This is a genomic window from Curvibacter sp. AEP1-3, from assembly GCF_002163715.1.
Lineage (GTDB): Bacteria > Pseudomonadota > Gammaproteobacteria > Burkholderiales > Burkholderiaceae_C > Allorhodoferax.
The window spans coordinates 2,051,102-2,077,193 of sequence record NZ_CP015698.1 but is presented as its reverse complement, the minus strand read 5'-3'; the positions used below and the strand labels follow the sequence as shown (position 1 = coordinate 2,077,193).

Sequence of the window (26,092 nt, the reverse complement as noted above, 5' to 3'; positions counted from 1 at the left end):
GGCTAGCCGGCTTGGGGGTGATCTGCGTTATTGCGACCCCACCAGACCACCCCTCCGCCCATCAGCGCCATTCCCAAGACGAGTACGGTGATGACGCCCCGCGCATCCGCACCTTGTGCGCCCACCCCCACCGCCAGTCCGGCAAGGGGTTGGGTGAGGTTGTTGAGCAGCACGACCACGCCACTGGTTTTGCCGAAGTCCTGCGAGGGAATGATGCGCTGGCGGCCGGCGCGGATGTAGACGCTGAACATCTTGTCAAACCCGATTACCAGCAAGAAACCCAGTGCATAGACCAGCGGGTGCACGGCCCATGCCGTCATCAGCCCGCCCACGAGCAGCAGGGTGTAAGACCACACCCCTAGCGCATGGCCGCGCCAATGCACACGCGCCACCCACGCCAGCACCAGTACCGTGACTACCGCGCCCGCAGTCTGCAGCTGCGCATAGCGTGCATCGCTCTGGCCCAGTAGGCCTGTGACCATGGCAGCTGCGGTGGCTTGGGTCACGCCCACCACGAGGTTGACGCCTGCCGCCAGTGCGATCAGCGGTTTGAGGCCAGGCAAGCGGGCGATGTGCTGCAGCGCTATGTGCAGGGGTACCCACCAGCTTTCGCCTGACGCATTTCGGCCTTGCGGTAAATCACCCGTGTGATGACGCTGCCACCAAGCGAGCCCGGCATCGGCCACGATGAAGAGCAAAGCGCTGCAACCCAGCACCCCTTGCCATGGCCATACAGCAAGAGCAGCGGCGGCGACCACGGGCCCGGCCACCATGCCGAGCTGGTCGGCGATCTGCGCATGGGCCAGCACGCGCTCAAATCGTTCGCCGGGAAAGATGTGGGGCAATAGAACCTCCCGCGCCATCACCCCCTGGGTGGTGAACACGCCGCAGGCAGCGGACACCAACACCAGCGCGACCAGAGCGGGCTGGCCCTCCAGCGCAAAGCCTGCCGCCAGCCCGGCTATGCAGCTCAGTGCGCGCAATGCCTGGCTTTGGCGCAGCAGGCGCATGGGGGGATGCCGGTCGCTCAACACCCCGCAAATGGGGAAGGCGACAAAGCGGGTGAGCGTTTCTACAAAAAAAGCAATGCCGGTCCACGAGGCGCTGCCCGTCTGCTGGTACACCACCAGCGGCACCAGAAACAACAAGACCTGGTCGGCCAAACGGGAAAGCAACAGGGAGCCGTAGAAACTGAGGTGGTGGGTGCGCGCCATGGTTGCACTCTAGCGCGCCGTGAGCACTCTGGAGCCCGCGAGCGGGGGCGGAGAGCGGCGTTCTGGTTTAGTAACCCGCTTTTCTTTTGATTCATAATTGACGTTTACGTAAACGTCAACTTTGCGCGGCAGTGCAAAGTCCCTACCCGCCACGAACGAACCATGAGCACCACCTACAGCATCAGCGATCTGGCCAAAGAGTTTGACCTGACCACCCGTGCCATCCGCTTCTACGAAGACTTGGGGCTTTTGCAGCCGGAGCGTACCGGCCCCGGCGGTCGCAACCGGGTGTACAGCGGGCGTGATCGTACCCGCCTCAAGCTCACCTTGCGGGCCAAACGCCTGGGCCTGAGCCTGACGGAGGCCAAAGACATCATTGAGATGTACGACAGCCCCCGCGACACCGGTGCCCAGCTCCAGAAGTTTCTGGACGTGTTGGCCGCTCACCGCAAGCAGGTGGAAGAGCAAATGGCCGACCTGCAAGCCAACCTAGACGAGATCAAGGTACACCAGCGTGAGGCCAAAGCCTTGCTCGCCAAGAGTGAACTCAAGATCAGCAAACCAGCCGCAAAGACCCCGACCGCCAAGCCAGCCGCCAAAGCGGCCGGCAAGAAGACGGCCTGAGTGCCACGCGCGTCACTGCGCTTTCACACAAACACACTACAACGAGGAGACCACCATGAGCAACCTGCCCGGACTGAACTACCAACTCGGCGAAGACATTGACGCCCTGCGCGATGCCGTGCGCGAGTTCGCCCAAGCCGAAATCGCCCCCCGTGCCGCCGAGATCGACCGCAGCGACCAGTTCCCTATGGACCTGTGGCGCAAAATGGGTGACCTGGGTGTGCTCGGCATCACCGTGGGCGAGGAATATGGTGGCGCCAACATGGGCTACCTGGCCCACATGGTGGCCATGGAAGAAATCAGCCGTGCCAGCGCCTCGGTGGGCCTGAGCTATGGTGCGCACAGCAACCTGTGCGTGAACCAGATCAAGCGTAACGGCACACCCGAGCAGCGCGCCAAGTACCTGCCTAAACTCATCACCGGCGAGCACGTGGGTGCCTTGGCCATGAGCGAGCCGGGCGCCGGCAGCGACGTGCTGAGCATGAAGCTCAAGGCCGAAGACAAGGGCGGCTACTACCTGCTCAACGGCAACAAGATGTGGATCACCAACGGCCCGGATGCCGACACCCTGGTCGTCTACGCCAAGAGCGAGCCCGAGCTGGGCGCGCGTGGAGTGACCGCCTTCCTGATAGAAAAATCTATGCCCGGCTTCAGCATTGCGCAAAAGCTGGACAAACTGGGCATGCGTGGCAGCCACACCGGCGAGCTGGTGTTCCACAACGTGGAAGTGCCGTTGGCCAACGTGCTGGGGCAGGTCAATGGCGGCGCCAAGGTGCTGATGAGCGGCTTGGACTATGAGCGCGCGGTGCTCTCCGGCGGGCCGCTGGGCATCATGCAGGCCGTGATGGACAACGTGATCCCTTATATCCACGACCGCAAGCAGTTCGGCCAGAGCATCGGTGAGTTCCAGCTGATCCAGGGCAAGGTGGCCGACATGTACACCGTGCTGCAAGCCGGCCGGGCCTTCGCCTACACCGTAGCCAAGAACCTGGACTTGCTGGGCGCGGAGCATGTGCGCCAGGTCCGCAAGGATTGCGCTTCCGTCATTTTGTGGACAGCCGAGAAGGCCACCTGGATGGCGGGCGAGGGCGTGCAGATTTTCGGTGGCAACGGCTACATCAACGAGTACCCGCTGGGGCGCTTGTGGCGCGATGCCAAGTTGTATGAAATCGGGGCGGGTACTAGTGAGATCCGCCGCATGCTCATCGGACGGGAGCTGTTCGCTGAGACAATGTGAGGCTTATGAAATCCGCCATTGCACGCACCCTGACATCCATTCTCCACGGCACCCTGCGCGGCTTGATGCGCGCTTGGGTGCTCATCGTGCCCCTGGTGGTGGCGCTGAGTTTGATCCGGTGGGGGCAACTGGCGTATTTCTGGCCGCAGGGCTACCACGCGAGCAGCGGTGATGTCGCGACCGTCGCCTTGCAGGGCTTCCGGTTTGACCTGAAGGTCAGCGCCATCGCTGGCTTTTTGCTGCTCTTGGTGCTGCCGTGGGTGTCAGGCAAGGTACACAGGCGCATTGTGGCGGGGCTGGCGCTGCTGTATGTGATGCTGTCGCTGATCAACCTGCATTACTTCGGCTTCTACAAAACTCCCATCGACTCCCTGATCTTCGGGCTGGCTGAGGACGATACCGCCGCTGTGCTCAAGACCATCTGGCACGACTTTCCGGTCATCTGGACGCTGCTGCTGGCGGCCGTGCTCACCTGGGGTTCTGTGGCTTTGCATCGTGTGCTTGCGCACCGCATTCAGCCGGATACGGTGCTGCACACCCGCCATGCGGTGGTCAAGCTGGTGGTCGTGATCGTGGCGTTTTTCGCCTTGGCGTTTGCAGGTAAAGGCACCATCCGCGAGATGGCGCTGCAGCGCCAGCACTTGACGGTGACCACCTCCCAGTTTCTGAACGACATGGTTCCCAATGGCGTGATCGCGCTCAAATATGCGTGGGACAGTCGCGGCCAGTCGCAGGATTTGTCCGACCCGAATGTGGGCGTCAAAGCCATGGGCTTCCGCTCCCCGTTGGCGGCAGCGGAGGCCTTGGGCCTGCCGCATGCGAACGATGCGGAAGTCAAGGCCGCCCTGTTTGCGCACGACCCCTTGCCCGCTGGAACCACCAAAAAGAACCTCTTGTTCTTCCTGATGGAGTCCTGGAGCGCCGAGCCCATGCTCTACCAGAGCCCCACATTCGACGTGCTGGGCCGCATGGCGCCCACCTTGCAGGACGCCTGTTATTTCAAGAATTTTGACTCCGCCCATGCGGGGACCCACCCATCGCTGGAAGCGATTCTGTATTCCACGCCCATCACGCCGCTCACGCTGGGCGATGCAGGCCGTCGCACCATCCCCTGGACCGTGGCGCAAGTGGCCAAGGAAGCGGGTTACCAGACCCTGTTTGTCACCTCCGCCCGCTCCGGCTGGCGCGACCTGAATCGCGTTCTCAAGGTGCAAGGCTTTGACGAAGTGATCGACGCCAACAACCTCAAGGAAGCCTACCCGGAAGCCGTGTTGGGTATCTGGGGCGTGTGGGACGACTACGTCTTCAAGTACCTGAGCAAACGCATGGCTGCGCAGCCCAAGGACAAGCCCATCTTTGTGTTTGTGCTCACCAGCACCAACCACCCGCCTTACGACTTGCCCGCCGACTACCAACGCGTGCCGCGCGACATGGCGCAGTGGAAGGGCGAGACCAGCTCTGAGACACTGATTCCCAACCTCGACACCTACCACTACGCCACCGACTTGCTGGGCGGCTTTGTGCAAGACGTGCAAAAGGGTCCGCTCAAAGACAACACCATCATTGCCGGTACCGGGGACCACAATGTCCGCTCCTTCGGGGTGTATGCCGATGCCAGCCGGCGCTACCTGGTGCGCCAGGTACCGTTTGTGATTTGGGGTAGCAAGCTCCAATGCGGCAACCAGCTGGAACAACCGGCCAGCCACCGTGACATGTTCAACACCCTGTTCCCGCTGGCGGGCATTCAGGGGAACTACATCAACGCAGGGCGCAATTTGCTCAAAGACCTGCCCGCGCAACCTGACGCCCTGAACGCGCCACGGGCTGTGTTTTTCACAGGCGAAGCGCGCAATGCGCAGGGCATGTGGCAGCTGGGCAACCCCAAGTCTTTTGTGTGCACTTCGTCCAAGCCTTCCCAGCAATGCGAGTTCAATGCCTTGGACGATCAGCAGGAACGTGCCCGGTACGCACTCCTCGATTGGAACGTGCGCGTCTCGCTTCATAAATAATCGGGGTCTATGACCGACAAACTCAACGATCTCTTTTCCAGCAACCGCGCATGGGCCGCGGAGATGGAGCGCACCCGTCCCGGCTTTTTCACCGGGCTGGCCAATCAGCAAAAGCCCAAGTACATGTGGATCGGCTGCTCCGACAGCCGGGTGCCCGCCAACGAAATCATCGGTTTGGCGCCGGGAGAAATTTTTGTGCACCGTAACGTGGCCAACGTGGTGGTGCATTCGGATCTGAATGCGCTGTCCACCATTCAGTTCGCGGTAGAGCGTCTCAAGGTCAAGCATGTGATGGTCGTGGGCCACTACGGCTGCTCGGGCGTGCAAGCAGCGCTCGAAGGTGCCCGCATAGGCCTGGCCGACAACTGGCTACGCCATATCCAGGACGTGCGGGACCGTCACCGCGATATCCTGGACGCCATTCCTGACCACGGCAAGGCCGCCGCCTTGTGCGAGCTCAATGTGATTGAACAGGTGATCAACGTCGCGCAAAGTACTGTGCTGCAAGACGCCTGGGCTGCCGGGCAGGAAGTGACGCTGCATGGCTGGGTGTACGGTGTGCACGACGGCCTGGTGCAGGACCTGCACATGACAGTCGGCCGCGAGGACAACCTCGATGCGCTGTACCGGGAAGCCATTTCCGGCGTACGGCTCATGCCCCGTCATCCCCGTTAAGCATCAATTCGGCCTGTGGCGCCCATGGAATATGCGCGAGCAGCTATCAAAAATATAGTGAATCTCGCGCATGTTTCCTACCCGGCTTGATTCCTCTGTTGCTTACGACATCGCGCGGGCGCTGCTCGACGGCTTTAACCGCCACTACCAACTCTTCCGTACCGAGAGTGCGCGGGCCAAACACCGGTTTGAAACCCGCGACTGGCATGGCCAGCAGCGAGCGCAGCGTGAGCGCATCGAGTTTTATGGCTTGCGGGTACAAGAGTGTTCGCGCCGGCTGGAGCGCGAGTTCAAGGCCGGCGAGCAGGGCGCCGAGGTGTGGCAGCAGATCAAGCTCCACTACATCGGCCTGTTGGTGAATCACCATCAGCCGGAACTGGCCGAGACCTTTTTCAATTCGGTGACCACCAAAATCCTGCACCGCAGCTACTTCCAGAACGATTTCATTTTCGTGCGGCCTGCGGTCAGTACCGAGTACATCGAGAACCTGGACGCGCCGGGAGCCAGCTACCAGCCCACCTACCGCTGCTACTACCCCACCTTGGACGACGTGCAGGCGCAGCTGGTGCGCATGGTGCAGGACTTTGACCTGCGGGTGCCGTTTGAAGACCTGGAGCGGGATGCCCGCAACGTGCTGGCGGTCATGACCCGGCAGTTGGGCGAGGCCAAGTTGCTCGCCAACTTTCAGGTGCAGGTGCTCTCCAGCCTGTTCTTCCGGAACAAGGGTTGTTACATCATCGGCAAGCTGATCAACGGCTATACCGAAGCCGGTTTTGCCCTGCCGGTGCTCCACAGCAAAGACGGCCAGCTGCGCATAGATGCGGCGCTGTTCGGGGAGGATGATCTTCTGCGCCTCTTCAGCTTTGCGCGGGCTTACTTCATGGTCGACATGGAGATCCCCAGTGCCTATGTGCAGTTTCTGCGCAGCATGATGCCGCGCAAACCGCGCAACGAAATCTACAACGCGCTGGGGCTGGCCAAGCAGGGCAAGACGCTGTTCTACCGCGACTTTCTGCACCACCTGCAGCACAGCACTGACAAGTTCCGCATTGCAGCCGGTATCAAGGGCATGGTGATGCTGGTGTTTGACCTGCCCAGCTACCCTTATGTGTTCAAGGTCATCAAAGACTACTTTCCGCACCAGAAGGAAACGACCCGCGAGCAGGTCATGGGCAAGTACCAGCTGGTCAAGCAGCACGACCGCGTAGGCCGCATGGCCGATACGCTGGACTATGGCGATGTGGCTTTTCCCCGTGAGCGTTTCAGCGATGAGCTGATTGCCGAACTGCAGCAGTTTGCGCCCAGCCAACTGGAGATCAGTGATCGCGATGGTGACGGTCGTACCGAGGTCATCCTCAAACACGTCTACATCGAGCGCCGCATGATCCCGCTCAATATGTACCTGCAAGAAGCGTTCGATGCGGGCGGCGCGGATCGCAACAACCAGAGTCCCGCGGCCTTACGGGCACGGCACCAGATCGAGCGCTCGGTGATTGACTACGGCTACGCCATCAAAGACATGGTGGCTGCCAATATCTTCCCCGGCGACATGCTATGGAAAAACTTCGGCATCACCCGCAACAACAAGGTCGTGTTCTACGACTACGACGAGATCGAATACCTCACTGATTGCAACTTCCGCAAGGTGCCCGAGCCCCGCAACGAAGAAGAGGAAATGTCCGGCGAGGTCTGGTATGCCGTGGGCCCGCGTGATGTGTTCCCGGAAACCTTTGCCCCTTTTCTGCTGGGTAATCCGCTGGTGCGTGATGTGTTCATGCAATACCACGCGAACCTGCTGGACCCCGCCTTCTGGCAGACGCAAAAGGAACGCATTGCTGCGGGGTACGTGCACGACGTGTACCCATATGAGAAGGACAAGCGCTTTGCGCGGTCGCACTAGCTTTTTGACTGATTCTTCGAATAGTCGATCTGAAGTTCATGCCGGAGATAAAGCTCGTTTCCGAGGATGTAACCCACAGGCGTAGCGAGCATCCAAAAAGTGAGCTTGGCCAAGGATAGTCCGTCTGGAATGGGGCTCACAAAGATACTCGCCAAACTCATCGCTGTAAGGACTGCAACTACGATACGTGATCCTTGGGGAGACAACATTCCGACAAATATTCCACCGAAAATTCCGATAAAAAGGGCGAATGTAGAAATCAATAGTGAGCCCGTTTGTGCAGTCTCGCTGGCAATAAATTTGGTTAGTGCATGACCATCTGGAAGGAAAAGAGAAAGCAAGCTTTGGATCGCATATACGGCGAACGTCATGCAAATTAATATGAAGAAGTAGCCCATCAGGCCAGCGATGAAGCCTCGAAATACTGTGCGTTTTCTGTTTGTGAAGTAAGTAAAGCTTTCAGTTTCTGAATTGGTTAGCATCTGTTATAGGCCGTTCGTTTGGGTTGCGGGCACAAAATGGCGTGAGTATTGCCTGTCCGTACGAGGAGCTTCAAGTGTGCAAACAACATCGCGTACACTCCGCCCTGCCCGGGGTGCGCAGTGGTTGCGCTGAGATGGATACCAAACCCGTGAACTTGATCTGGTTCATACCAGCGTAAGAAGTGCAGAGCAGTGCCCCCGGCCGTGTGCCGTGCGGGCTGTGGCTCATTCCAAGTTTTCGGGGGCGTGTTTTTCTCTTTCTTCGGGCGTTAACCCGGAGATTTCCCAGTGAACGCACCCGACAAACTTGCCCAGTTCATCCGCCTCACGCGCGAACCGCTTCCCGCTTCCACCAAACGTTATCTGCAAGGCAGCCGTCCAGACATTCAGGTGCCGCTGCGCGAAATCATGCAGAGCAATGGCGAGGCCATCACGGTGTACGACACCTCCGGCCCCTACACCGACCCGCGTGCCCACATCGATGTGCGTTCGGGCTTGCCGCTGGTGCGCGCGGAGTGGCTTGCCGGCCGCGGCGACACCGAGTTGTACGAAGGCCGCAAACCCTTTGCGCTGGACGACGGCCTCAAGAACGGCGAAACCGATGCCCTGGCCGCCTTGCGCGCCCAAGCCGCCGGCCTGCAGCGCCAACCCCGCCGGGCCAAGAGTGGCGCCAACGTCACGCAAATGCACTACGCCCGCAAAGGCATCATTACCCCCGAGATGGAATACGTCGCCCTGCGCGAGAACCAAAACTTGGAATGGCAAGCCCAGTACCTCGGCAACGCTGACCGCGAGAAGCGTTTGGCCGGCAACAGCTTTGGAGCCAGCATCCCGAAGGTGGTGACGCCCGAGTTCGTGCGGGATGAAGTGGCCCGCGGCCGCGCCATCATTCCCGCCAACATCAACCACACCGAGCTGGAGCCCATGGCCATCGGCCGTAACTTCCTGGTGAAGATCAACGCCAACATCGGCAACTCAGCAGTGACGTCCAGCATCGAAGAAGAAGTGGAAAAACTGGTCTGGTCCATCCGCTGGGGTGCCGACACCGTGATGGACTTGTCCACCGGCAAAAACATCCACACCACACGCGACTGGATCGTGCGCAACAGCCCTGTGCCCATCGGTACCGTGCCGATTTACCAAGCATTGGAAAAGGTGGGCGGCATTGCCGAAGACCTGACCTGGGAGATTTTCCGCGACACGCTCATCGAGCAAGCCGAGCAGGGCGTGGACTATTTCACGGTGCATGCCGGTGTGCGTCTGCCCTTCATTCACCTCACGGCGAATCGCGTGACCGGCATCGTCTCGCGCGGCGGCTCCATCATGGCCAAGTGGTGCATTGCGCACCACAAAGAGAACTTTTTGTACACGCACTTCGACGAGATGACGGAGATCATGCGCGCGTATGACGTGAGCTATTCGCTGGGTGATGGTCTGCGCCCCGGCTCTGGTGCTGATGCGAATGACGAAGCCCAATTTGCCGAGCTGCACACCCTGGGTGAGCTGACGCACAAGGCCTGGCAGCAGGATGTGCAGGTCATGATCGAAGGCCCCGGCCACGTGCCCATGCACATGGTGCAGGTCAACATGACCGAGCAGCTCAAGCACTGCGGTGAAGCCCCGTTCTACACGCTGGGCCCGCTGACCACCGATATCGCGCCGGGCTACGACCACATCACGAGCGGCATTGGTGCCGCCATGATTGGCTGGTTCGGCACTGCGATGCTCTGTTACGTTACTCCGAAGGAGCACCTGGGCTTGCCCGACCGCGAGGACGTGAAGACCGGCATCATCACTTACAAGATTGCCGCCCACGTGGCCGATGTGGCGAAGGGTCACCCGGGTGTGCGGGCGCGCGACGATGCGTTGTCCAAAGCGCGCTTCGAGTTCCGCTGGATGGACCAGTTCAACCTCTCGCTGGACCCTGACACCGCCAAGCAATTCCACGACGAAACCTTGCCGGCCGAGGGTGCCAAGGTGGCGCATTTCTGCTCCATGTGCGGCCCCAAGTTCTGCTCCATGAAGATTACCCAGGAGGTGCGCGACTACGCCAAGAACTTGGGCGTGAGCGAGGAGCAGGCGTTGCAATCGGGCATGGCGGTGATGTCGGGCGAGTTCAAAAAGGTGGGCGGGGAAATCTACATCCCCATCAACCCTGTGAAGGCCGCGACCGACGACACCAAGGCCTGACCATGGCGCTGCGCATAGGCATTGCCGGCGCGGGTGTGCTCGGGCGGTTGCTGGCGTTCACGCTCAGCCGCGCAGGCCACGACGTGCATGTGTTTGACCCGGCGTCGGGCCCCGGCCCGCGTGCGGAGTCCGGTTCGCAGGCTGCGGGCTGGACGGCGGCGGGCATGCTCAGCCCAGTGGCTGAGCTGGAGCGCGCGGGTAGCGAAGTGTTTGCATTGGGCGTGCGCTCCTGCCAGCTCTGGCCGCAGATCGTGCAGACGCTCTCTGAGCCGGTAGCCCTGCACATGCACGGCAGCCTGCTACTGGCCCACCGCAGCGATGCGGGCGCGGCCCAGCGCGTGGTTGGGCTGCTGCAAGCCAAGTCCGATGCGCCGTACCAACCGCAGCCTTTAACGATGGATGCACTGCGCGCGCTGGAGCCCGGCATCCAAGGTCCGGCGCTGGCTTGGTTGCTGCCCAGTGAGGGGCAGATACACCCCGTGCAGGCCCTGCAGGCGCTGGCCGCACAAGCCACGATGCAAGGTGTGCAGTGGCATTGGGGCAGCACCGTCACGGCGGTGGACGCAGGCGCGATCCATGCCGGCGAAGCACAACATTGCTTCCACCATGTGTTTGACGTGCGTGGTGTGGGCGCCAAGCCAGAATTACCGGTGCGCGGCGTGCGGGGTGAGGTGTTCTGGCTGCATGCGCCCGGCGTGCCCCTGCACCGCCCGGTGCGCCTGCTGCATCCGCGCCACTCGATCTACATGGTGCCGCGCTCCGGCGATGTGATCGTGGTGGGCGCCAGCGAGATCGAGAGCGAAGACCGCTCGCCCGTGTCCCTGCGCAGCACGCTGGAGCTGTTAAGTGCAGCACATAGCGTGATGCCCGCACTTGCTGAGGCGCGCGTGGTGCACACCGAGACCAACCTGCGCCCCGCGCTGCCCGACAACCTGCCGGCCATTCGCCACAGCGCAGGCAAAACCGAAATCAACGGCCTCTTCCGCCACGGCTGGCTCATTGCCCCGGCATTGGTAGAGCAGGCATTGCAAGAGCTCAAGCTATGACCGCCACAGACACCGAGCCAACGACCATCACCATCACCATCACGGTGAACGGCAGCCCCGAAACCACAAGTGCCAGAACCCTGCAAGCCTGGGTCGATGCACGCGGTGTGCCGCCCGCTGCCCTTGCCACGGCCGTCAACGGCAACTTTGTGCCCCGCAGTCAGCGCGCCCAGCAGCCGCTGGCAGAGGGCGACACCATCCTCACCTTTCAACCCATCGAGGGCGGTTGACCCATGACTGCACACATGAATGTCGAAGCGGTGGATCAACTTACCGCATCACAAAAGATCGATGGACTCGAACGCTCAACCGCCACACAAAGTGACTTGGCGGCAGCGTGTTCTGCGCAGGTCAAGGAGGAGCCCGCGCAGCGGGCGGGGGACACGGAGCAGAGCACGCTGCCGCCAAGTCATGCCGCCGACGCCAACGAATGGCACATCGGCGGCCGCGCATTGACAAGCCGGTTCTTCCTGGGCACCGCAGCATACCCCTCGCCCCAAATACTGCTGGACGCCATCCAAGCCTCCGGCGCCCAAGTCGTCACCATGGGCCTGCGCCGCCAACTCGCCCACGGAGCCGAGGCGGGCGATTTCTTCGCTCTCATCAAAGCCACCGGCGCCCACCTGCTCCCCAACACCGCTGGCTGCCACACCGCCCGCGAAGCCATCACCCTGGCCCACATGGCCCGCGAACTGTTTGACACGACCTGGATCAAGCTCGAAGTCGTGGGCGATGCCCACACTTTGCAACCCGACCCCTTCGAGCTGCTGGCCGCCGCCACGCAACTGGTGAAAGACGGCTTCGAAGTCTTTCCGTATTGCATGGACGACCTGGTGAGCTGCCAGCGTCTGCTGGATGCCGGCTGCAACATCCTCATGCCTTGGGGCGCGCCCATAGGCTCGGGGCAGGGGCTGGTCAACCCCGGCGCGCTGCGCACCCTGCGGGCCCGCCTGCCCGGCGTGCCCCTCATCGTGGACGCCGGCATCGGCTCGCCGGCCGATGCCGTGCAGGCCATGGAACTGGGGCTGGACGCGGTGCTGCTCAACAGCGCTGTGGCCCATGCTCTAGATCCGGTGCGCATGGCCCGCGCGTTCAAGCTCGGCATTGCATCCGGCCGCTTGGCCTATGAAGCCGGCGTCATGCCCCGCCAGGACATGGCGGTGGCGTCTACCCCGGTCGCGGGTCACCCCATCCTGTTGTGAGATTGCTATGAAAAACGAAGCTATCCGCGCAATACCTATGGGCGCCAGAAGCACTTTGGTCACTGAATTCGCCCGCGCGCCTGCGGGCCGACGCCCCGTGGTCTGGAGCGTCGCCGGCTCTGACTCTGGCGGCGGTGCCGGCTTGCAGGCGGATCTGAAAGCCTTGCAGGCATTCGGGGTGCATGGCTGCACGGCCGTGGCCGCCATCACCGCGCAGAGCTCTGTGGAGGTGACGCGTGTGGAGCCCGTCAGCGCCGAGCTGCTGGACGCACAACTGGCCGCGCTGGCGCAGGACATGCCGCCGCAGGCCATCAAGACCGGCTTGCTCGGGAGTGTGGACAACCTGCGTGTGGTGTGCCGGTGGGTGGATGCATTGCGTGCACAGGGTCACCCGGTAGCCCTGGTGGTAGACCCTGTGCTGGGTTCCACCACAGCCACTCCATTCGTCGACGACGCCCTGCTGGACGCCTACTGCCGCCAGCTGCTGCCCCGCGCCACATTGATCACGCCCAACCGCAGGGAGGCATTGCGCCTCTTGCAGGCCGAACGCGCAGATCACCCCCTGCATGCCGCCCCGGCTCCCGAATTGGCGCAAGCCCTGCAAGCCCGCTGGCGCCTGGGTACCCGGGAACGCGCACCTGCCGACGGGCAGGGCGTGTATGACTGCTTTGCGGTAGCCATCACGGGCGGTGATGACGCGCGTGCGCAAGGGTTGGCCAGTGATTGGTTGCAGAGCGCGCAGGCTACAGGCTGGCTGAGTCTCCCGCGTGTAGACACTGCGCATCACCACGGCACGGGCTGCACTTTCGCCTCCACGGCGGCGGCGGCCCTGGCCAGCGGCTACTGTGTGGCGGATGCGGTGGTCCTCGCCAAAATGGCTACTACCCATGCGCTGCGCCATGCCTATGCCGCAGGGCAGGGCGCCGGCCCGGTGCAGGCACTGCCTGACTTTGCGCAGCACCTGGGCAATCTGCCTTGGCTACAAATAACGCCAGCGGCGCAGACTTCTTTTCCCGATCTCACCGACCCGGCTTTGGGTGTCTATGCGGTGGTGGACAGCGCCGCCTGGGTGCGCCGTGTTTTGGCGGCAGGTATCCGCACGGTGCAATTGCGCATCAAAGACCCGATTGAACCCACGCTGTCGGCCCAGATCGCAGAGAGCATTGCGGCGGCCCAGGCCACGCCCGGTGCGCAACTCTTCATCAACGACCACTGGCAACTGGCCCTGCAGCACGGTGCTTATGGCGTGCACTTGGGGCAGGAAGATCTGGACACTGTGGACTTGGACGCGTTGCGCCAGGCCGGCGTGCGCCTCGGCCTCAGCACCCACAGTTATTGGGAGGTCGCCCGCGCGTGGGCGCTGCGGCCCAGCTACATCGCCTGTGGTCCCATCTTCGCGACGCAAAGCAAAGACATGCCCTGGATTCCGCAGGGCTTGGACAACTTGCGCTACTGGGCGGGTGTGTTGCCGGTACCGGTGGTGGGCATCGCGGGCATCGATGCCAGCAACGTGGCGGATGTGGCTGCGACGGGCGCGGCCAGTGCGGCGGTGATTTCCGCGATCACCAAGTCCGCAAATCCCGAGGCTGCCTGCGCAGCCTTGATGGCCGGCTTTGCGGCCGGTGCGGCTAAGGCAGGCTAAGTGCCAAGTAGCTCTTGTCTCCGCCGTGCTGCACCAGCACAGCGACGGACTTGCCCGCTTTGGCCAGCAACTGGCGGGCTTGCTCTACGGAGGTGAGCGGGGTCTGGTTGATAGCCAGCAGGATGTCGCCGGGTTCGATGCCGGCTTTGGTGGAAGGGCCCTCTGCCACTGCATCGACAAGTAGGCCGGTTTTGGTGTCCGCAGCACGCTGCTCCAGCGGCAACAAATTGCGGACCGCAATGCCCAGCGGCGCGAGGATGGGAGAGTCGGGCAGGTTGCCAGCCTTGGCGTTGACGGCCGCTGCGGGTGCTTCCAGGGTGGCAATAGTGTTTTGTGCCTTGCCGTTGCGCAAGTAGTCGACTCGAATTTTCTGCCCCGGCACGGCCATGGCGATCCACAAGGGCAGATCGCTGGAGGTTTCAATGGCATGGCCGTCGATGCCCACAATCACGTCGCCGAACTGCAGGCCCGCCTTGGCGGCTGCACTGCCGGCATGCACTTCAGACAACAGTGCGCCCGCCGGCTTGGACAGGCGCAAAGCGGTGGCCAAGGCTTGCGTCACCTCTTGCGCCGACACTCCCAAAACGCCATGCGCGGCATGGCCGGTAGCCACAATCTGGCGTGCTACGGATTGGGCCAGGTCGATGGGGATGGCAAAGCTCAGTCCCTGGTAGCCGCCGCTGCGGGTAAAGATTTGGGAGTTGATGCCCACCACTTCCCCACGGGCATTGAACAGGGGCCCGCCCGAGTTGCCGGGGTTGATGGCGGCATCGGTCTGGATGAAGGGCACGGTGTAGTCGTCGGGCAGGGTTCGGGCCTTGGCGCTGACCACTCCGGTGGTGACTGTGTTGTCCAACCCGAAGGGCGAGCCGATAGCCAGCACCCACTCGCCCACGCTCAAGTCGGATGGCGATCCGAGGGTCACACTAGGCAAGTCCTTGGCGTCGATCTTGAGGACCGCCATGTCTGTCTTGGTGTCCACGCCCAGGATGCGGGCGGGGAACTCCCGGCGGTCGGTCAGCTTTACAGTGACTTCGCTGGCGTGCGCCACCACGTGGGCATTGGTCAGCACCAGGCCGTCGCCACTCACGATAAAGCCGGAGCCCAGACCGCGCACCGGCACCGTCATGCTGGCACCCGTGGCGCCAAATTGCTCCTGGAATTTGCGCAGAAAGGATTGCATGGCGTCGCTGTCGTCCGCTTCCGGGCCGCTGCCCTTGGGCGCGTCTTTGCCTCCGGCGGACACCAGGCGGGTACCGGTAACACTGATGTTGACCACCGCAGGGCCGTAGCGCTTCACGATTTGCGTGAAGTCTGGCGTCACGATCTGGCGGATAGCCTGTGCGCTCGTTGTGGAGGGTGATGGTGCTTCTTGCGCGAAGGCTGAGAGTGGCGCAGCAAGCATGAGCGCGGCAGCAAGGCCGGCAAGCGCAGTCGCGCGGAGGGGGAGTCGCACAGGGGTAGTTAGGGTCAGCATGTCTGCATGGTGCCATGCGGTGGTGAAGTGCTTGCAATCTTGGGTGAAGCACGGGTAAAGATAGGGCTTGGCATCTTCTGGCAGAATTGACGTTTACGTAAACGTCAATTCATATCAGACGTCCCGCCACCCTACTGACTCCGAGGAAGACCATGCCAGAAACCGTTGTGATCGTCAGCGCCGCCCGCACCCCCATGGGTGGCTTTCAGGGCGACTTCGCTTCTCTTGCCGCCCACGACTTGGGTGGTGCTGCCATCCAAGCCGCTGTCGAGCGCGCTGGAATCAGCCCGGAGCTGGTGACCGAAGTCATTTTCGGCAACTGCCTGATGGCCGGCCAGGGCCAGGCGCCAGCCCGCCAGGCAGCCTTCAAAGGCGGCTTGCCCAAGAGCGCGGGCGCGGTCACCCTGAGCAAGATGTGCGGTTCCGGCATGCGCGCGGCCATGTTCGCGCACGACATGTTGCTGGCCGGCAGCCACGATGTGTTGGTGGCCGGTGGCATGGAAAGCATGACCAACGCGCCCCACCTCTTGCTAAAAGGCCGTAGTGGCATCCGCATCGGCCATGACCGCGTGATGGACCACATGATGCTCGACGGCCTGGAAGACGCTTACGAGGCCGGACGCTCCATGGGCACCTTCGGGGAAGACTGTGCTGCCAAGTACAGCTTTACCCGTGAGCAACAAGACAATTTCGCCACAGCCAGCGTGCAGCGTGCGCAAGCAGCTATTAAATCAGGAGCGTTTGAGGCGGAAATCACCCCCGTCACCGTCAAAACCCGCGCCGGGGAGGTGCAGATCAGCATCGACGAAGGCCCCGGCAAGATCAAGCTGGACAAGATTCCCACGCTCAAGGCCGCGTTCAAAAAAGACGGCACCATCACCGCCGCCAGCAGCAGCTCCATCAACGACGGCGCAGCCGCCATGGTGCTAATGCGCAAGGGCACCGCCAAAGACCTCGGCTGCAAGCCACTGGCCAAAATCGTCGCCCACGCCACCCACGCCCAAGAGCCCAACTGGTTTGCCACCGCGCCGGTGGGTGCCACCCAAAAGGTGCTGGCCAAGGCCGGCTGGAAAGTGGAAGACGTGGACCTGTGGGAAATCAACGAAGCGTTTGCCGTGGTGCCGATGGCGCTGATGGCTGAGCTGAACATTCCGCACGACAAAGTGAACGTGAACGGCGGCGCCTGCGCGCTGGGCCACCCGATAGGCGCGTCCGGTGCGCGCATCATGGTCACACTGATTCACGCCTTGAAAGCCCGTGGACTCAAGAAGGGCGTGGCGACCTTGTGCATCGGTGGTGGTGAGGCGACGGCCCTGGCGCTCGAATTGCTATAAATTTAGGAGCTTGTTGCGCATATTCCGCATGGGCTAGGTCGTTGTTTCCTGCCCATATGCGGGGTGCCGGGGGCCTCATACTGCCAAACGCGCAGAAATCGGCCCCCAGCACCCCGCATACGGGCGAAGCCTGCGTTGTAGGAGAGACATGAGCAAGACTGTTTTTGTAATCGGCGCATCCCGCGGTATCGGCTTGGAGCTGGTGCAACAGTACCTGGACGCAGGCGACCGCGTGATCGCCACCGCGCGGGACGAGGCGGGCCTGACCCGTTTGCGTGACATGGGTGCCCAAGCCATGAAGCTGGACGTGGCCAACCCCGCCAGCATCAGCGGCCTGAGCTGGCAGCTCGATGGCGAAAAGCTTGACGTGGCCTATTACGTGGCAGGTGTGTTCTCGGAAGACGATGCCAAGTCTCCGCCGACCGCGCAGGCCTTTGACTCCATGATGCACACCAATGTGTTGGGCGCCATGCAGGCTTTGCCACAGGTGGCGCCGTGGGTGGAGGAGGCGCAGGGGCAGTTCGTGTTTCTGACTAGTGACTTCGCGCAGATCGGTGCTGTCGAGAGCAGTCGGGGCTGGGTGTACCACGTGAGCAAGGCGGCACTGAATATGGCGGTGGTGGCCGCGCAGCCGGATTACCCGAATGCACAGTTCCTGCTCATCCATCCCGGTTGGGTGCGTACGGATATGGGCACGTCCGCCGCGCCCTTATTGCCCGAAGAGAGCGTGGCAGCCATACGTGCCAGCGTGGCCGCGCGAAAGACAAGCGCCACTGGATTCGCCTGCAGCGATGTGCCCTACCTGCGCTGGGATGGTGTGCCGTTTTCCAGCTGGTAGAGCCCCCCCTATTCAAAAACGATCCGAGAGAGACCAAGCCATGCTGCTGACCCAAGACCAGGAAATGATCCGTGACGCCGTGCGCGACTTTGCTCAAGCCGAGCTCTGGCCGAACGCTGCGAAGTGGGACAAGGAACACACCTTCCCCAAAAACGCTCACCAAGGCTTGGCCGCGCTGGGCGCCTACGGCATTTGCGTGCCTGAAGAATTGGGCGGCGCGGGGCTGGACTACGTGACGTTGGCGTTGGTGCTGGAAGAAATTGCCGCGGGTGATGGCGGCACCAGCACGGTGATCAGCGTCACCAACTGCCCGGTCAACGCCATCCTGATGAAGTTCGGCAACGCGCAACAGAAAAAGCAGTGGCTGGAGCCCCTGGCCCAGGGCCAGATGCTGGGTGCCTTTTGCCTGACCGAGCCGCATGTGGGCAGCGATGCCTCAAGCCTGCGCACCACGGCGCTCAGGCAGGGCGATGAATACGTCATCAACGGCGTCAAACAGTTCATCACCAGCGGCAAGAACGGCGATGTGGCCATCGTCATCGCGGTGACCGATAAGGCGGCCGGCAAGAAAGGGATGAGCGCCTTCCTGGTGCCCACCAATGCGCCGGGCTATGTGGTCGCTCGGCTGGAAGACAAACTCGGCCAACACAGCAGCGACACCGCCCAGATCAACTTCGACAACTGCCGGATTCCGGCCGAGAACCTGATCGGCAAGGAGGGCGAGGGTTATGGCATCGCCCTCGGTGGGCTGGAAGGCGGGCGCATCGGCATTGCCGCTCAAAGTGTGGGCATGGCCCGCAGCGCGCTCGATGTGGCAATTGCCTATGCCAAAGACCGCCAGAGCTTCGGCCAGCCCATCTTCAATCACCAGGCGGTGGGCTTCCGTTTGGCGGACTGCGCCACCCAGCTGGAAGCTGCGCGGCAACTTATCTGGCATGCCGCTGCCCTGCGCGATGCTGGCCGCCCGTGTTTGAAAGAAGCCGCCATGGCCAAGCTGTTTGCCAGCGAAATGGCGGAGAAGGTGTGCAGCGCCGCCATCCAGACGCTAGGCGGCTACGGCTATGTGAGCGACTTCCCGGTGGAGCGCATCTACCGCGACGTGCGCGTGTGCCAGATTTATGAAGGCACCAGCGACGTGCAGAAGATCATCATCCAGCGCGCACTGGCTTGAGCTCCATGGCCCACACACTGCCTGCCGGCGTCACCGTCTTTGAGCGGGGCTGGCTGTCCAGCAACAACATCCTGATCCGGGGCGAGGGCGGCACCGCGCTCATCGACAGCGGCTACTGCACTCATGCCGAGCAGACGCTTGCGCTGCTGGACTCGGCGCTGCAAGGCCGGCCGTTGGATTTGCTGCTCAACACCCATTTGCACAGCGACCACTGCGGGGGAAATGCCTCGCTGCAGGCGCGCTACCCCGTGATGGAAACGCATATTCCACCGGGCCACGCTGACTATGTGCGCGTGTGGGACGCACATGCCCTGAGCTACACACCCACCGGCCAGCAATGCCCCCGCTTCCATTTGAATGCCACACTGCAACCGGGCACCGAGATATTGTTGGGCGACCTGCAGTGGCAGGTCCACGCCGCCCCTGGCCATGACCCGCATTCCGTCATCCTGTTTGAGCCGCAAAGCCGCACGCTGGTGTCGGCAGACGCCCTGTGGGAAAAAGGCTTTGGCGTGGTGTTCCCGGAACTCGATGGCGATGATGCGTTCGACGAAGTGGCCGCCACGCTGGATGTGATCGAGCGGCTGAACCCCGCCACCGTCATCCCCGGTCATGGCGCCCCGTTCACCGACGCTCCGCAGGCCATTGTTTATGCACGCCAGCGCCTCAACGGTTTTGTGCAAAACCCGGCCAAGCATTTGCAGTACGCGGCCAAGGTCTTGCTCAAGTTCAAGCTGCTCGAAGCCCGCCATTTGCCCCTGCCCGCGCTCATCGCGTGGGCGCGCAACACCAGCTATTTCAACGACACCTTCCAGAGCCACTTTGCCGGCGCCACCTTGGAAGAGGCCACCCAACAACTGGTGCACGACCTGGTGCGCTCCGGCGCTGCAACGTTGCAGGATGGCGTCGTGTTTGACGCCTGACATTGAAGGAGACTCCCATGCCTATTACCAAAGGATTCCGCGCGCTGGTGGACGAAGCCATGGCGCAGGTCACCACCTACAGCGTGGCCGAGGTGCAAGCCCGCTTGCAGGACCCGAACATCCAGATCGTGGACATCCGCGATATCCGTGAGCTGAATGACGGCACCGTGGTGGGCGCCTTTCATGCGCCGCGCGGCATGCTGGAGTTCTGGGTGGACCCCGAGTCGCCGTACCACAAGCCCTTGTTTGCTGATGAGTCCAAAGAGTTCATCCTGTTTTGCGGTGCGGGCTGGCGCAGTGCGTTGGCTGCCAAAGCCTTGCAAGACATGGGCATGACCAATGTGGCCCACATCGACGGCGGTTGGGGCGAATGGGTGAAGGCCGGCGCGCCCACAGAAACCCTGGAAGCGCAAAAGGTGCGCCGCCAAGCCAAGGGCTGATGCCGCCGAAAGCCGAGGCATGATGGAGGGCATGAAGCCCTTTGTGATGACGGATGTCTGCCCCTGTGGCCGGCAACACCAAAAAAAAACGCTCCCCTACGGCCAATGCTGCGGCCGTTGGCTGGAGAGCGACACTCCCGCCCCTGATGCTGAGAGCCTGATGCGCAGCCGTTACTGCGCCTTTGTGTTGGAGCGCGAGCCGTACCTTCTCAAAACCTGGCACGCCAGCCACCGGCCGGAGCATATTGAGTTCGACCCCGGCGTCAAATGGCTGGGGCTGGACGTGAGAACCCAAACACAAGACGATGCCACTCATGCACAGGTAGAGTTCGTCGCTCGCCAAAAGCCGGCCAGCGGCGCGGCAGTGCGCTTGCACGAGCGCAGCCGCTTTGTGCGAGAGGCCGGAGCCTGGTTGTATGTGGATGGAGACCAACCATGAAATTTGAAGCTGTGCTGTTCGATTGCGACGGCGTACTGGTGGACAGCGAGCTGATCACCAATGGCGTGCTGCGCGACATGCTGGCCGAGCAGGGTTGGCACATGAGCCTGCAGGAGTGCATGGCTGTGTTTGTGGGCAAAGCTGTGATGGACGAGCGCGCCCGCATTGAAGCTGAAACCGGCAAGCCGCTCACACCCGATTGGATGGCGTCGTTCCGCGCGCGCCGCAATGCCGCGCTCATGGAGCATGCGCAGCCCATCCCCCACGCACCCGAAGCAATTGCCCGCATTCACGCAGCCTACGCCGGCAAGATTGCCTGTGCCTCAGGCGCAGACTTGCCCAAGGTCCTGATGCAAATGGGCAAGACCGGCTTGTTGCCGTACTTCGAAGGGCGGGTGTTCAGTGGCCACGACCTGCCGCGCTCCAAGCCCCACCCGGATGTGTACCTGGCTGCGGCCGCTGCGCTGGGTGCAGACCCGAAGCGCTGCGCCGTGGTCGAGGACACGGTGACCGGTGTCACAGCAGGTGTGGCCGCAGGCGCCACCGTGTTCGGTTACGCCCCCCAGGGCGGCGGGCAAGCTTTGCTGGACGCGGGCGCGTCGCAGGTGTTTGCTTCGATGGCGGACTTGCCCGTGCTGCTGGGGGCTTGAGCGCTCAGGTTCCGGGTGTGGCGCTGCGCCGGAACTCGGCCGGCGTCTGTCCGGACCATGTTTTGAAGGCGCGGATAAAACTTTTCTCGTTCTGAAAACCTGCGGCCTCCGCCACCTGCTTGATGGGCCGCTGGCTGCGCAGCAGCAGTTCGCTGGCCTTGCTGTGGCGCACCTCATCTTTGAGGGCCTGCAGTGTGGCTCCTTCTTCCCTGAGTTGGCGGTGCAAGGTGCGGGGGGATACGTTCAGCAGAGCGGCCAGTGCCTCTGCACTGTGGGTGTCTTGGGGCTGGGCGCTCAGCAGCTGGCGCACCTGCTGCACCAGCAAGCGGTCGCGCCGGTACTGGTGCACGGTGAGTGGCAGCGCATGTTGCAGCATCTGCTGCAAAGATTTTTCATCCCGCCGCAGGGGGAGCTTCAGGTACTCCGCATCAAAAACAATAGCGGCCCGCGCTTGCTGGAAGCGCGTGGGGCCCGGAAACAGCACTGCATAGGCATCTGCGTGCGGGGGAGGTTCAAAGGGGAAGTCCGCCTGCAGCAGGGTGATGCGCGAGTCGATCAGCCAGCAGCCAACGCCCAGCACATTACGCAGTACGGAGACCATGCAGAACTCGCGGAATGGCTCCGGGATCCGGTTGGGTTGGGGCGTCTGGGGCAGCCCAAGGGCATGGTGCTTTTGCTCCGTGTCCCCCGCCCGCTTTGCAGGCTCCTCCTTGACCTGCGCAAAAGCTCCATGCCCGTGGGCTGGTGATGTCGCGTTCTCAGTGAGCGTGATGCTGGCGGTGTCACCGGCTGTGCTGAGGGTGAGTGTGATGTCGGGTGCGATCAAGCCGTGGTGGCGGCACCAGCGGCTTAGTGCGACGTACAAGGTGGGTGCTGAAATCGAGGCGCGGGCCAGCATGCCGTAGCTGCCCCAGGGCAAGCGACGGCTGAACCAGCCCAGGGCTTCGTCGTCCAGTTCGCGCATGGCCGTCTCTGACAGGCGCTCCATCTGCCATGCGGTGATGCGGGTATCCGTTTGTTGCAGGTCACCTGGCGTAATCTGCGCCATCTCCAGTGCCCGGGAAGGATCTTTCCCGTACTGCGCATACGCCTTTACCATTGCTCTGGCAAAAGCCATAGGCGTGGCGGCAACAGGGGGGTGGGAGGGCATGTCGCCAGTGTGCCAAAAAATGTTTCTCTTGTGGCGCAATTTGCAACCTCAGCAAGGCGGTGCTTGCCAGCCGTCAGTCGCACAATGCCGGTTGACTGTTCAACCTTGACCGGATGCGCCCATGACGATGCTGGAATCCAAACTCAACCCGCGTTCTGCCGACTTTGCGGCCAATGCTGCCGCCATGCGCGCGCTGGTGGCAGACCTGAATGCCAAGATCGACAAAGCGGCGCTCGGCGGTGGCGATGCAGCCCGCGCCAAGCACACCGCCCGCGGCAAGCTGCTGCCCCGTGACCGCGTGGGCATGTTGTTGGACCCCGGCACACCCTTTCTCGAACTCTCCCCCCTGGCCGCACTGGCCATGTATCCCGACCGCGATGGCACTGATAGCGCGCCCTGCGCCGGCGTCATTGCCGGTATCGGTCGCGTTTCGGGTGTGGACTGCATGATCGTGTGCAATGACGCCACGGTAAAAGGCGGCACCTATTACCCGCTCACCGTCAAGAAGCACCTGCGTGCCCAGGAAGTGGCCGCGCAGAACAACTTGCCCTGCATCTATCTGGTGGACTCCGGCGGTGCCAACCTGCCAAATCAGGACGAGGTCTTTCCTGACCGCGACCACTTCGGCCGTATCTTCTTCAACCAGGCCAACATGAGCGCGCAGGGCATTGCGCAAATCGCCGTGGTGATGGGCAGCTGCACGGCCGGTGGCGCCTATGTGCCCGCCATGAGCGACGAGACCATCATTGTCAAAAACCAGGGCACCATTTTCTTGGGTGGCCCCCCGCTGGTGAAGGCGGCCACCGGCGAGGTGGTGACGGCCGAAGATCTGGGCGGTGGCGATGTGCACACCCGCCTCTCCGGCGTGGCCGACCATCTGGCACAGAACGATCTGCATGCGCTCTCATTGGCGCGTGAGGCGATTGCGCATTTGAATAGAAAAAAGGCCCCGGCACCCGAATTACGTGCGCCAGTAGCTCCTAAATTTGTAGCTGAAGAGTTGTACGGGGTGATCCCCACCGACACCCGTAAGCCCTTTGATGTGCGTGAGATCATCGCCCGCATCGTCGATGGCTCGGAGCTGCATGAGTTCAAGCCCCGCTATGGCACTACGCTGGTCTGCGGCTTTGCCCATGTGGAGGGCATGCCGGTGGGCATCATTGCCAACAACGGCATTTTGTTCAGCGAGTCCGCGCTCAAGGGCGCGCATTTCATCGAGCTGTGCTGCCAGCGCAAGATTCCGCTGGTGTTCCTTCAGAACATCACCGGCTTCATGGTCGGCCGCAAGTACGAGAACGAAGGCATCGCCCGCAACGGCGCCAAGATGGTGACGGCCGTGGCCACCGCGCAGGTGCCCAAGTTCACCATCATCATCGGCGGCAGTTTCGGTGCCGGCAACTACGGCATGTGCGGCCGCGCCTACAGCCCCCGCTTCTTGTGGATGTGGCCCAACGCGCGCATCTCGGTCATGGGTGGAGAGCAGGCCGCCAGCGTGTTGGCGACCGTGCGTCGCGATGGCATTGAAGGCAAGGGTGGCACTTGGAGCGCGGAGGAGGAGGAGGCTTTCAAAGCACCGATCCGCCAGCAATACGAAGAACAGGGCCACCCCTACTTCGCCTCCGCCCGCTTGTGGGACGACGGCATCATCGACCCCGCAGACACCCGCCGCGTGCTGGCGCTGGGGCTGAGCGCGTCATTGAATGCCCCCATACCCGAGACAAAATTCGGCGTATTCCGCATGTAGCCGCTAAAACCACTCGTGTGAAACCCCTTAGGATTGGCGGCAATTCGTATTGCAGAGAGAGAACCCTATGTTGAGCAAAATTCATATTCAAGGCTTTAAGGGCTTCAAAGACACACGAATTGACTCACTTCGTAAAGTGAATTTGATTTTGGGTGGGCAAAACGTTGGGAAAACTTCACTGCTGGAGGCCGTCTATTTCGGCGCTAGTGAGATCAATAAGGCTCAAGGATTGTCGGCCGTCTTTCGAGCGACCGAGGGGCGCGATAACCAACGATTTGTCGAAAGTGTATTCAAGGGTGCGCAAGGTTTGATCGAGCTTTTCTCAAGCGCGAATCTGAAGCTTTCAACGTCTTTGAATTCCTTTCGAACTAGTGATGGTTTAGGGCAAGTTTTGAGCCGAATTGAATGGGATGGTGTGAAAGTTGAGCAGCACATAGATGCTTCACATGTAAGTGAATTGTGGAAGCTGTCGATGGATCATTCCTCAGCTCATGCGCTGCTAAAGAGTCTGTCTTTTTGGAATCCACTTGCGGTTTCGGTCCATTTGCCCACCCAAACGCAATCGGTGCAGCTTTTTGACAAAGTGGTTATTGGTCGAAAGAAGAAGCAACTACTAGATATGTTGAGAAGGATCGAGCCGAGATTAGAAGACATACATTCGCTTTCTCCGGATGGCGAATTGCGCATATACGTAGAGTTGGAGGGAGAGCGAAGCGCGTTGCCCTTACCTCAACTCGGGCATGGTTTTTCGCGGCTAGTGTTCCTCTACTGCAGTTTGCTGGTGACAGATGCCCACCTTGCACTGATTGATGAAGTCGAGAACGGTATTCACTATTCCTCTTTGCCGATTCTGTTCCAAGGCATCCAAGGGATCGCAGACAAGAACGATGTTCAAGTGATGATGACAACCCACAGTTGGGATTGCATACGCGCTGCCTACAAGACGTTTGCTGATGCGGGCGCATTGAAGGATTTCCAATTGATCCGCTTGGAGCGTGACGAAGATAACGTTCGCGCCGTGGTCATCAACGATGAGGCATTGGATACGGTGATGGAGGCTGGCTATGAAGTCCGCTAATCCTGGAAACGACGCGATTACCGCCCCCGTGTTGCTCTTGGTTGAAGGGCAAGACGAAGAGTATTTGGTCGGAAAGATGTGTGATCAATGGTTCGGTGAGCAAGCAGCTCAAATCGATATTGAATGCGTGCAGGGAAAAGACAATTTTCCAAGGCGTTTCAAGGCGCTCAAGGTCCGCAGTCCCGGTCCTCTCAAAGTGGTTGGCGTCATTGCAGACAGCGAAGAAAACCCTGTTGCAACCGCTCAGTCCTGGGAAGCGCTATGCGCTGACGTATCTCCTGCAATCGATCGGCCCTGCAAAGTATTGCAGTTACCTGATGCGCAATCGGCAGGTGCATTTGAAGCACTGGTTCTCAATGCCTTGATTGGAAATCCAGTCGTCGAATGCGCCACGACATTCCGTGATTGCGTGAGTCCACACATTGGTGACAGAACCGCAGCGCAGAAAGACAAGATCGCTGTGCATGCATGGCTGAGCGCAAGTCTGGGTGTTGCATACGGGAATGTTTTTCTCGCGCAGCAAAAGAATCCTGATGTTGCTTTGCTGGACTTCGAGCATGAGTCATTTCGCCCCATTCGCCAGTTTGTGAAGGAACTGCTGGAGTTGGCGGAGTAGATGGGGCTGGT

24 protein-coding genes and 1 riboswitch are annotated in these 26,092 nt (G+C 61.6%); of the genes, 20 read left to right on the top strand and 4 right to left on the bottom strand.

Features of this window, described 5'->3' with window-relative positions:
* Positions 1-2 precede the first annotated feature (2 nt).
* Entirely contained in the window at positions 3-1,214 is a 1,212-nt protein-coding gene (locus tag AEP_RS09620) for an MFS transporter (RefSeq protein WP_087495182.1), read from the bottom strand.
* A gap of 162 nt (positions 1,215-1,376) precedes the next feature.
* Here AEP_RS09620 and AEP_RS09615 point away from each other — a divergent pair, with 162 nt between their 5' ends.
* From AEP_RS09615 to aceK, 5 genes are all read left to right on the top strand, one after another.
* Positions 1,377-1,838 carry a MerR family transcriptional regulator gene (locus AEP_RS09615; RefSeq protein ID WP_087495181.1) on the top strand — a complete coding sequence of 154 codons (462 nt, stop codon included), beginning with the start codon at positions 1,377-1,379 and terminating at the stop codon, positions 1,836-1,838.
* Between the two features lie 55 nt (positions 1,839-1,893).
* Positions 1,894-3,075, top strand: coding sequence for an isovaleryl-CoA dehydrogenase (locus tag AEP_RS09610; RefSeq protein WP_087495180.1), 1,182 nt, complete (start codon positions 1,894-1,896; stop codon positions 3,073-3,075).
* Positions 3,076-3,080: 5 nt separating this feature from the next.
* Positions 3,081-5,084, top strand: coding sequence for an LTA synthase family protein (locus AEP_RS09605; protein WP_087495179.1), 2,004 nt, complete (start codon positions 3,081-3,083; stop codon positions 5,082-5,084).
* 9 nt (positions 5,085-5,093) lie between these two features.
* Positions 5,094-5,759 (top strand): carbonate dehydratase, encoded by a 666-nt coding sequence (gene can / locus AEP_RS09600; protein ID WP_087495178.1) that lies wholly within the window; start codon positions 5,094-5,096, stop codon positions 5,757-5,759.
* Between the two features lie 70 nt (positions 5,760-5,829).
* Complete coding sequence (gene aceK / locus AEP_RS09595; RefSeq protein WP_087495177.1) at positions 5,830-7,659, top strand: bifunctional isocitrate dehydrogenase kinase/phosphatase; 1,830 nt, start codon at positions 5,830-5,832, stop codon at positions 7,657-7,659.
* Here the strand turns inward: aceK and AEP_RS09590 are convergent.
* Complete coding sequence (locus AEP_RS09590; RefSeq protein WP_157673119.1) at positions 7,656-8,030, bottom strand: hypothetical protein; 375 nt, start codon at positions 8,028-8,030, stop codon at positions 7,656-7,658. The genes aceK and AEP_RS09590 overlap by 4 nt on opposite strands.
* A gap of 210 nt (positions 8,031-8,240) precedes the next feature.
* Positions 8,241-8,341: riboswitch (TPP riboswitch) on the top strand.
* An 88-nt stretch (positions 8,342-8,429) separates the two neighbouring features.
* On the opposite strand from AEP_RS09590, the gene thiC reads away from it, so the two are divergent.
* Genes thiC through thiE form a run of 5 tightly spaced genes read left to right on the top strand, consistent with a single transcriptional unit; the run spans position 8,430 to position 14,221 of the window.
* Positions 8,430-10,331 carry a phosphomethylpyrimidine synthase ThiC gene (gene thiC, locus AEP_RS09585; protein ID WP_087495175.1) on the top strand — a complete coding sequence of 634 codons (1,902 nt, stop codon included), beginning with the start codon at positions 8,430-8,432 and terminating at the stop codon, positions 10,329-10,331.
* 2 nt (positions 10,332-10,333) lie between these two features.
* Positions 10,334-11,377 carry an FAD-dependent oxidoreductase gene (locus AEP_RS09580; RefSeq protein ID WP_198301931.1) on the top strand — a complete coding sequence of 348 codons (1,044 nt, stop codon included), beginning with the start codon at positions 10,334-10,336 and terminating at the stop codon, positions 11,375-11,377.
* Complete coding sequence (gene thiS, locus AEP_RS09575; RefSeq protein WP_198301930.1) at positions 11,374-11,607, top strand: sulfur carrier protein ThiS; 234 nt, start codon at positions 11,374-11,376, stop codon at positions 11,605-11,607. Before AEP_RS09580 ends, thiS begins: the two co-directional genes overlap by 4 nt.
* A 3-nt stretch (positions 11,608-11,610) precedes the next feature.
* On the top strand, positions 11,611-12,579 hold the full coding sequence (locus AEP_RS09570) for a thiazole synthase (protein WP_232459975.1): 969 nt from the start codon (positions 11,611-11,613) through the stop codon (positions 12,577-12,579).
* Between the two features lie 7 nt (positions 12,580-12,586).
* The gene (thiE, locus tag AEP_RS21020; protein WP_232459974.1) at positions 12,587-14,221 is read left to right on the top strand and encodes a thiamine phosphate synthase; all 1,635 of its coding nucleotides are present in this window, start codon (positions 12,587-12,589) and stop codon (positions 14,219-14,221) included.
* Here the strand turns inward: thiE and AEP_RS09560 are convergent.
* Positions 14,208-15,677 (bottom strand): Do family serine endopeptidase, encoded by a 1,470-nt coding sequence (locus AEP_RS09560; RefSeq protein ID WP_232459973.1) that lies wholly within the window; start codon positions 15,675-15,677, stop codon positions 14,208-14,210. The two genes, thiE and AEP_RS09560, sit on opposite strands and share 14 nt — an antisense overlap.
* Before the next feature lie 173 nt (positions 15,678-15,850).
* Here AEP_RS09560 and AEP_RS09555 point away from each other — a divergent pair, with 173 nt between their 5' ends.
* The 7 genes from AEP_RS09555 to AEP_RS09525 all read left to right on the top strand — a co-directional run bounded on the left by AEP_RS09555 (position 15,851) and on the right by AEP_RS09525 (position 21,493).
* The gene (locus tag AEP_RS09555; RefSeq protein ID WP_087495172.1) at positions 15,851-17,032 is read left to right on the top strand and encodes an acetyl-CoA C-acyltransferase; all 1,182 of its coding nucleotides are present in this window, start codon (positions 15,851-15,853) and stop codon (positions 17,030-17,032) included.
* 148 nt (positions 17,033-17,180) lie between these two features.
* On the top strand, positions 17,181-17,870 hold the full coding sequence (locus AEP_RS09550; protein ID WP_087495171.1) for an SDR family oxidoreductase: 690 nt from the start codon (positions 17,181-17,183) through the stop codon (positions 17,868-17,870).
* Between the two features lie 40 nt (positions 17,871-17,910).
* Positions 17,911-19,041 carry an acyl-CoA dehydrogenase family protein gene (locus AEP_RS09545; RefSeq protein ID WP_087495170.1) on the top strand — a complete coding sequence of 377 codons (1,131 nt, stop codon included), beginning with the start codon at positions 17,911-17,913 and terminating at the stop codon, positions 19,039-19,041.
* Positions 19,042-19,046: 5 nt separating this feature from the next.
* Positions 19,047-19,964, top strand: coding sequence for an MBL fold metallo-hydrolase (locus AEP_RS09540; protein WP_087495169.1), 918 nt, complete (start codon positions 19,047-19,049; stop codon positions 19,962-19,964).
* Between the two features lie 17 nt (positions 19,965-19,981).
* Positions 19,982-20,404, top strand: coding sequence for a rhodanese-like domain-containing protein (locus tag AEP_RS09535; protein WP_087495168.1), 423 nt, complete (start codon positions 19,982-19,984; stop codon positions 20,402-20,404).
* A gap of 19 nt (positions 20,405-20,423) precedes the next feature.
* The gene (locus AEP_RS09530) at positions 20,424-20,843 is read left to right on the top strand and encodes a YchJ family protein (RefSeq protein WP_232459972.1); all 420 of its coding nucleotides are present in this window, start codon (positions 20,424-20,426) and stop codon (positions 20,841-20,843) included.
* Complete coding sequence (locus tag AEP_RS09525) at positions 20,840-21,493, top strand: HAD family hydrolase (RefSeq protein ID WP_087495167.1); 654 nt, start codon at positions 20,840-20,842, stop codon at positions 21,491-21,493. Before AEP_RS09530 ends, AEP_RS09525 begins: the two co-directional genes overlap by 4 nt.
* 4 nt (positions 21,494-21,497) lie before the next feature.
* Here the strand turns inward: AEP_RS09525 and AEP_RS09520 are convergent, their stop codons facing one another.
* Positions 21,498-22,643 carry an AraC family transcriptional regulator gene (locus AEP_RS09520; protein WP_087495166.1) on the bottom strand — a complete coding sequence of 382 codons (1,146 nt, stop codon included), beginning with the start codon at positions 22,641-22,643 and terminating at the stop codon, positions 21,498-21,500.
* A gap of 121 nt (positions 22,644-22,764) precedes the next feature.
* Here AEP_RS09520 and AEP_RS09515 point away from each other — a divergent pair, with 121 nt between their 5' ends.
* The 3 genes from AEP_RS09515 (at position 22,765) to AEP_RS09505 (ending at position 26,081) form a co-directional block, all read left to right on the top strand.
* Positions 22,765-24,387, top strand: a complete 1,623-nt coding sequence (locus AEP_RS09515; protein ID WP_087495165.1) for a carboxyl transferase domain-containing protein — start codon at positions 22,765-22,767, stop codon at positions 24,385-24,387.
* Positions 24,388-24,454: 67 nt separating this feature from the next.
* On the top strand, positions 24,455-25,465 hold the full coding sequence (locus tag AEP_RS09510; protein WP_087495164.1) for an AAA family ATPase: 1,011 nt from the start codon (positions 24,455-24,457) through the stop codon (positions 25,463-25,465).
* The gene (locus AEP_RS09505) at positions 25,452-26,081 is read left to right on the top strand and encodes a DUF3226 domain-containing protein (protein ID WP_087495163.1); all 630 of its coding nucleotides are present in this window, start codon (positions 25,452-25,454) and stop codon (positions 26,079-26,081) included. The genes AEP_RS09510 and AEP_RS09505 overlap by 14 nt, the downstream gene beginning before the upstream one ends.
* Positions 26,082-26,092 lie beyond the last annotated feature (11 nt).

Coding starts and splice junctions, on each gene's coding strand:
- AEP_RS09620 (WP_087495182.1), bottom strand. CDS start 1,214: ATGGCGCGCACCCACCACCTCAGTTTCTACGGCTCCCTGTTGCTTTCC.
- AEP_RS09615 (WP_087495181.1), top strand. CDS start 1,377: ATGAGCACCACCTACAGCATCAGCGATCTGGCCAAAGAGTTTGACCTG.
- AEP_RS09610 (WP_087495180.1), top strand. CDS start 1,894: ATGAGCAACCTGCCCGGACTGAACTACCAACTCGGCGAAGACATTGAC.
- AEP_RS09605 (WP_087495179.1), top strand. CDS start 3,081: ATGAAATCCGCCATTGCACGCACCCTGACATCCATTCTCCACGGCACC.
- can (WP_087495178.1), top strand. CDS start 5,094: ATGACCGACAAACTCAACGATCTCTTTTCCAGCAACCGCGCATGGGCC.
- aceK (WP_087495177.1), top strand. CDS start 5,830: ATGTTTCCTACCCGGCTTGATTCCTCTGTTGCTTACGACATCGCGCGG.
- AEP_RS09590 (WP_157673119.1), bottom strand. CDS start 8,030: ATGACGTTCGCCGTATATGCGATCCAAAGCTTGCTTTCTCTTTTCCTT.
- AEP_RS09580 (WP_198301931.1), top strand. CDS start 10,334: ATGGCGCTGCGCATAGGCATTGCCGGCGCGGGTGTGCTCGGGCGGTTG.
- thiS (WP_198301930.1), top strand. CDS start 11,374: ATGACCGCCACAGACACCGAGCCAACGACCATCACCATCACCATCACG.
- AEP_RS09570 (WP_232459975.1), top strand. CDS start 11,611: ATGACTGCACACATGAATGTCGAAGCGGTGGATCAACTTACCGCATCA.
- thiE (WP_232459974.1), top strand. CDS start 12,587: ATGAAAAACGAAGCTATCCGCGCAATACCTATGGGCGCCAGAAGCACT.
- AEP_RS09555 (WP_087495172.1), top strand. CDS start 15,851: ATGCCAGAAACCGTTGTGATCGTCAGCGCCGCCCGCACCCCCATGGGT.
- AEP_RS09550 (WP_087495171.1), top strand. CDS start 17,181: ATGAGCAAGACTGTTTTTGTAATCGGCGCATCCCGCGGTATCGGCTTG.
- AEP_RS09545 (WP_087495170.1), top strand. CDS start 17,911: ATGCTGCTGACCCAAGACCAGGAAATGATCCGTGACGCCGTGCGCGAC.
- AEP_RS09540 (WP_087495169.1), top strand. CDS start 19,047: ATGGCCCACACACTGCCTGCCGGCGTCACCGTCTTTGAGCGGGGCTGG.
- AEP_RS09535 (WP_087495168.1), top strand. CDS start 19,982: ATGCCTATTACCAAAGGATTCCGCGCGCTGGTGGACGAAGCCATGGCG.
- AEP_RS09530 (WP_232459972.1), top strand. CDS start 20,424: ATGATGGAGGGCATGAAGCCCTTTGTGATGACGGATGTCTGCCCCTGT.
- AEP_RS09525 (WP_087495167.1), top strand. CDS start 20,840: ATGAAATTTGAAGCTGTGCTGTTCGATTGCGACGGCGTACTGGTGGAC.
- AEP_RS09520 (WP_087495166.1), bottom strand. CDS start 22,643: ATGCCCTCCCACCCCCCTGTTGCCGCCACGCCTATGGCTTTTGCCAGA.
- AEP_RS09515 (WP_087495165.1), top strand. CDS start 22,765: ATGACGATGCTGGAATCCAAACTCAACCCGCGTTCTGCCGACTTTGCG.
- AEP_RS09510 (WP_087495164.1), top strand. CDS start 24,455: ATGTTGAGCAAAATTCATATTCAAGGCTTTAAGGGCTTCAAAGACACA.
- AEP_RS09505 (WP_087495163.1), top strand. CDS start 25,452: ATGAAGTCCGCTAATCCTGGAAACGACGCGATTACCGCCCCCGTGTTG.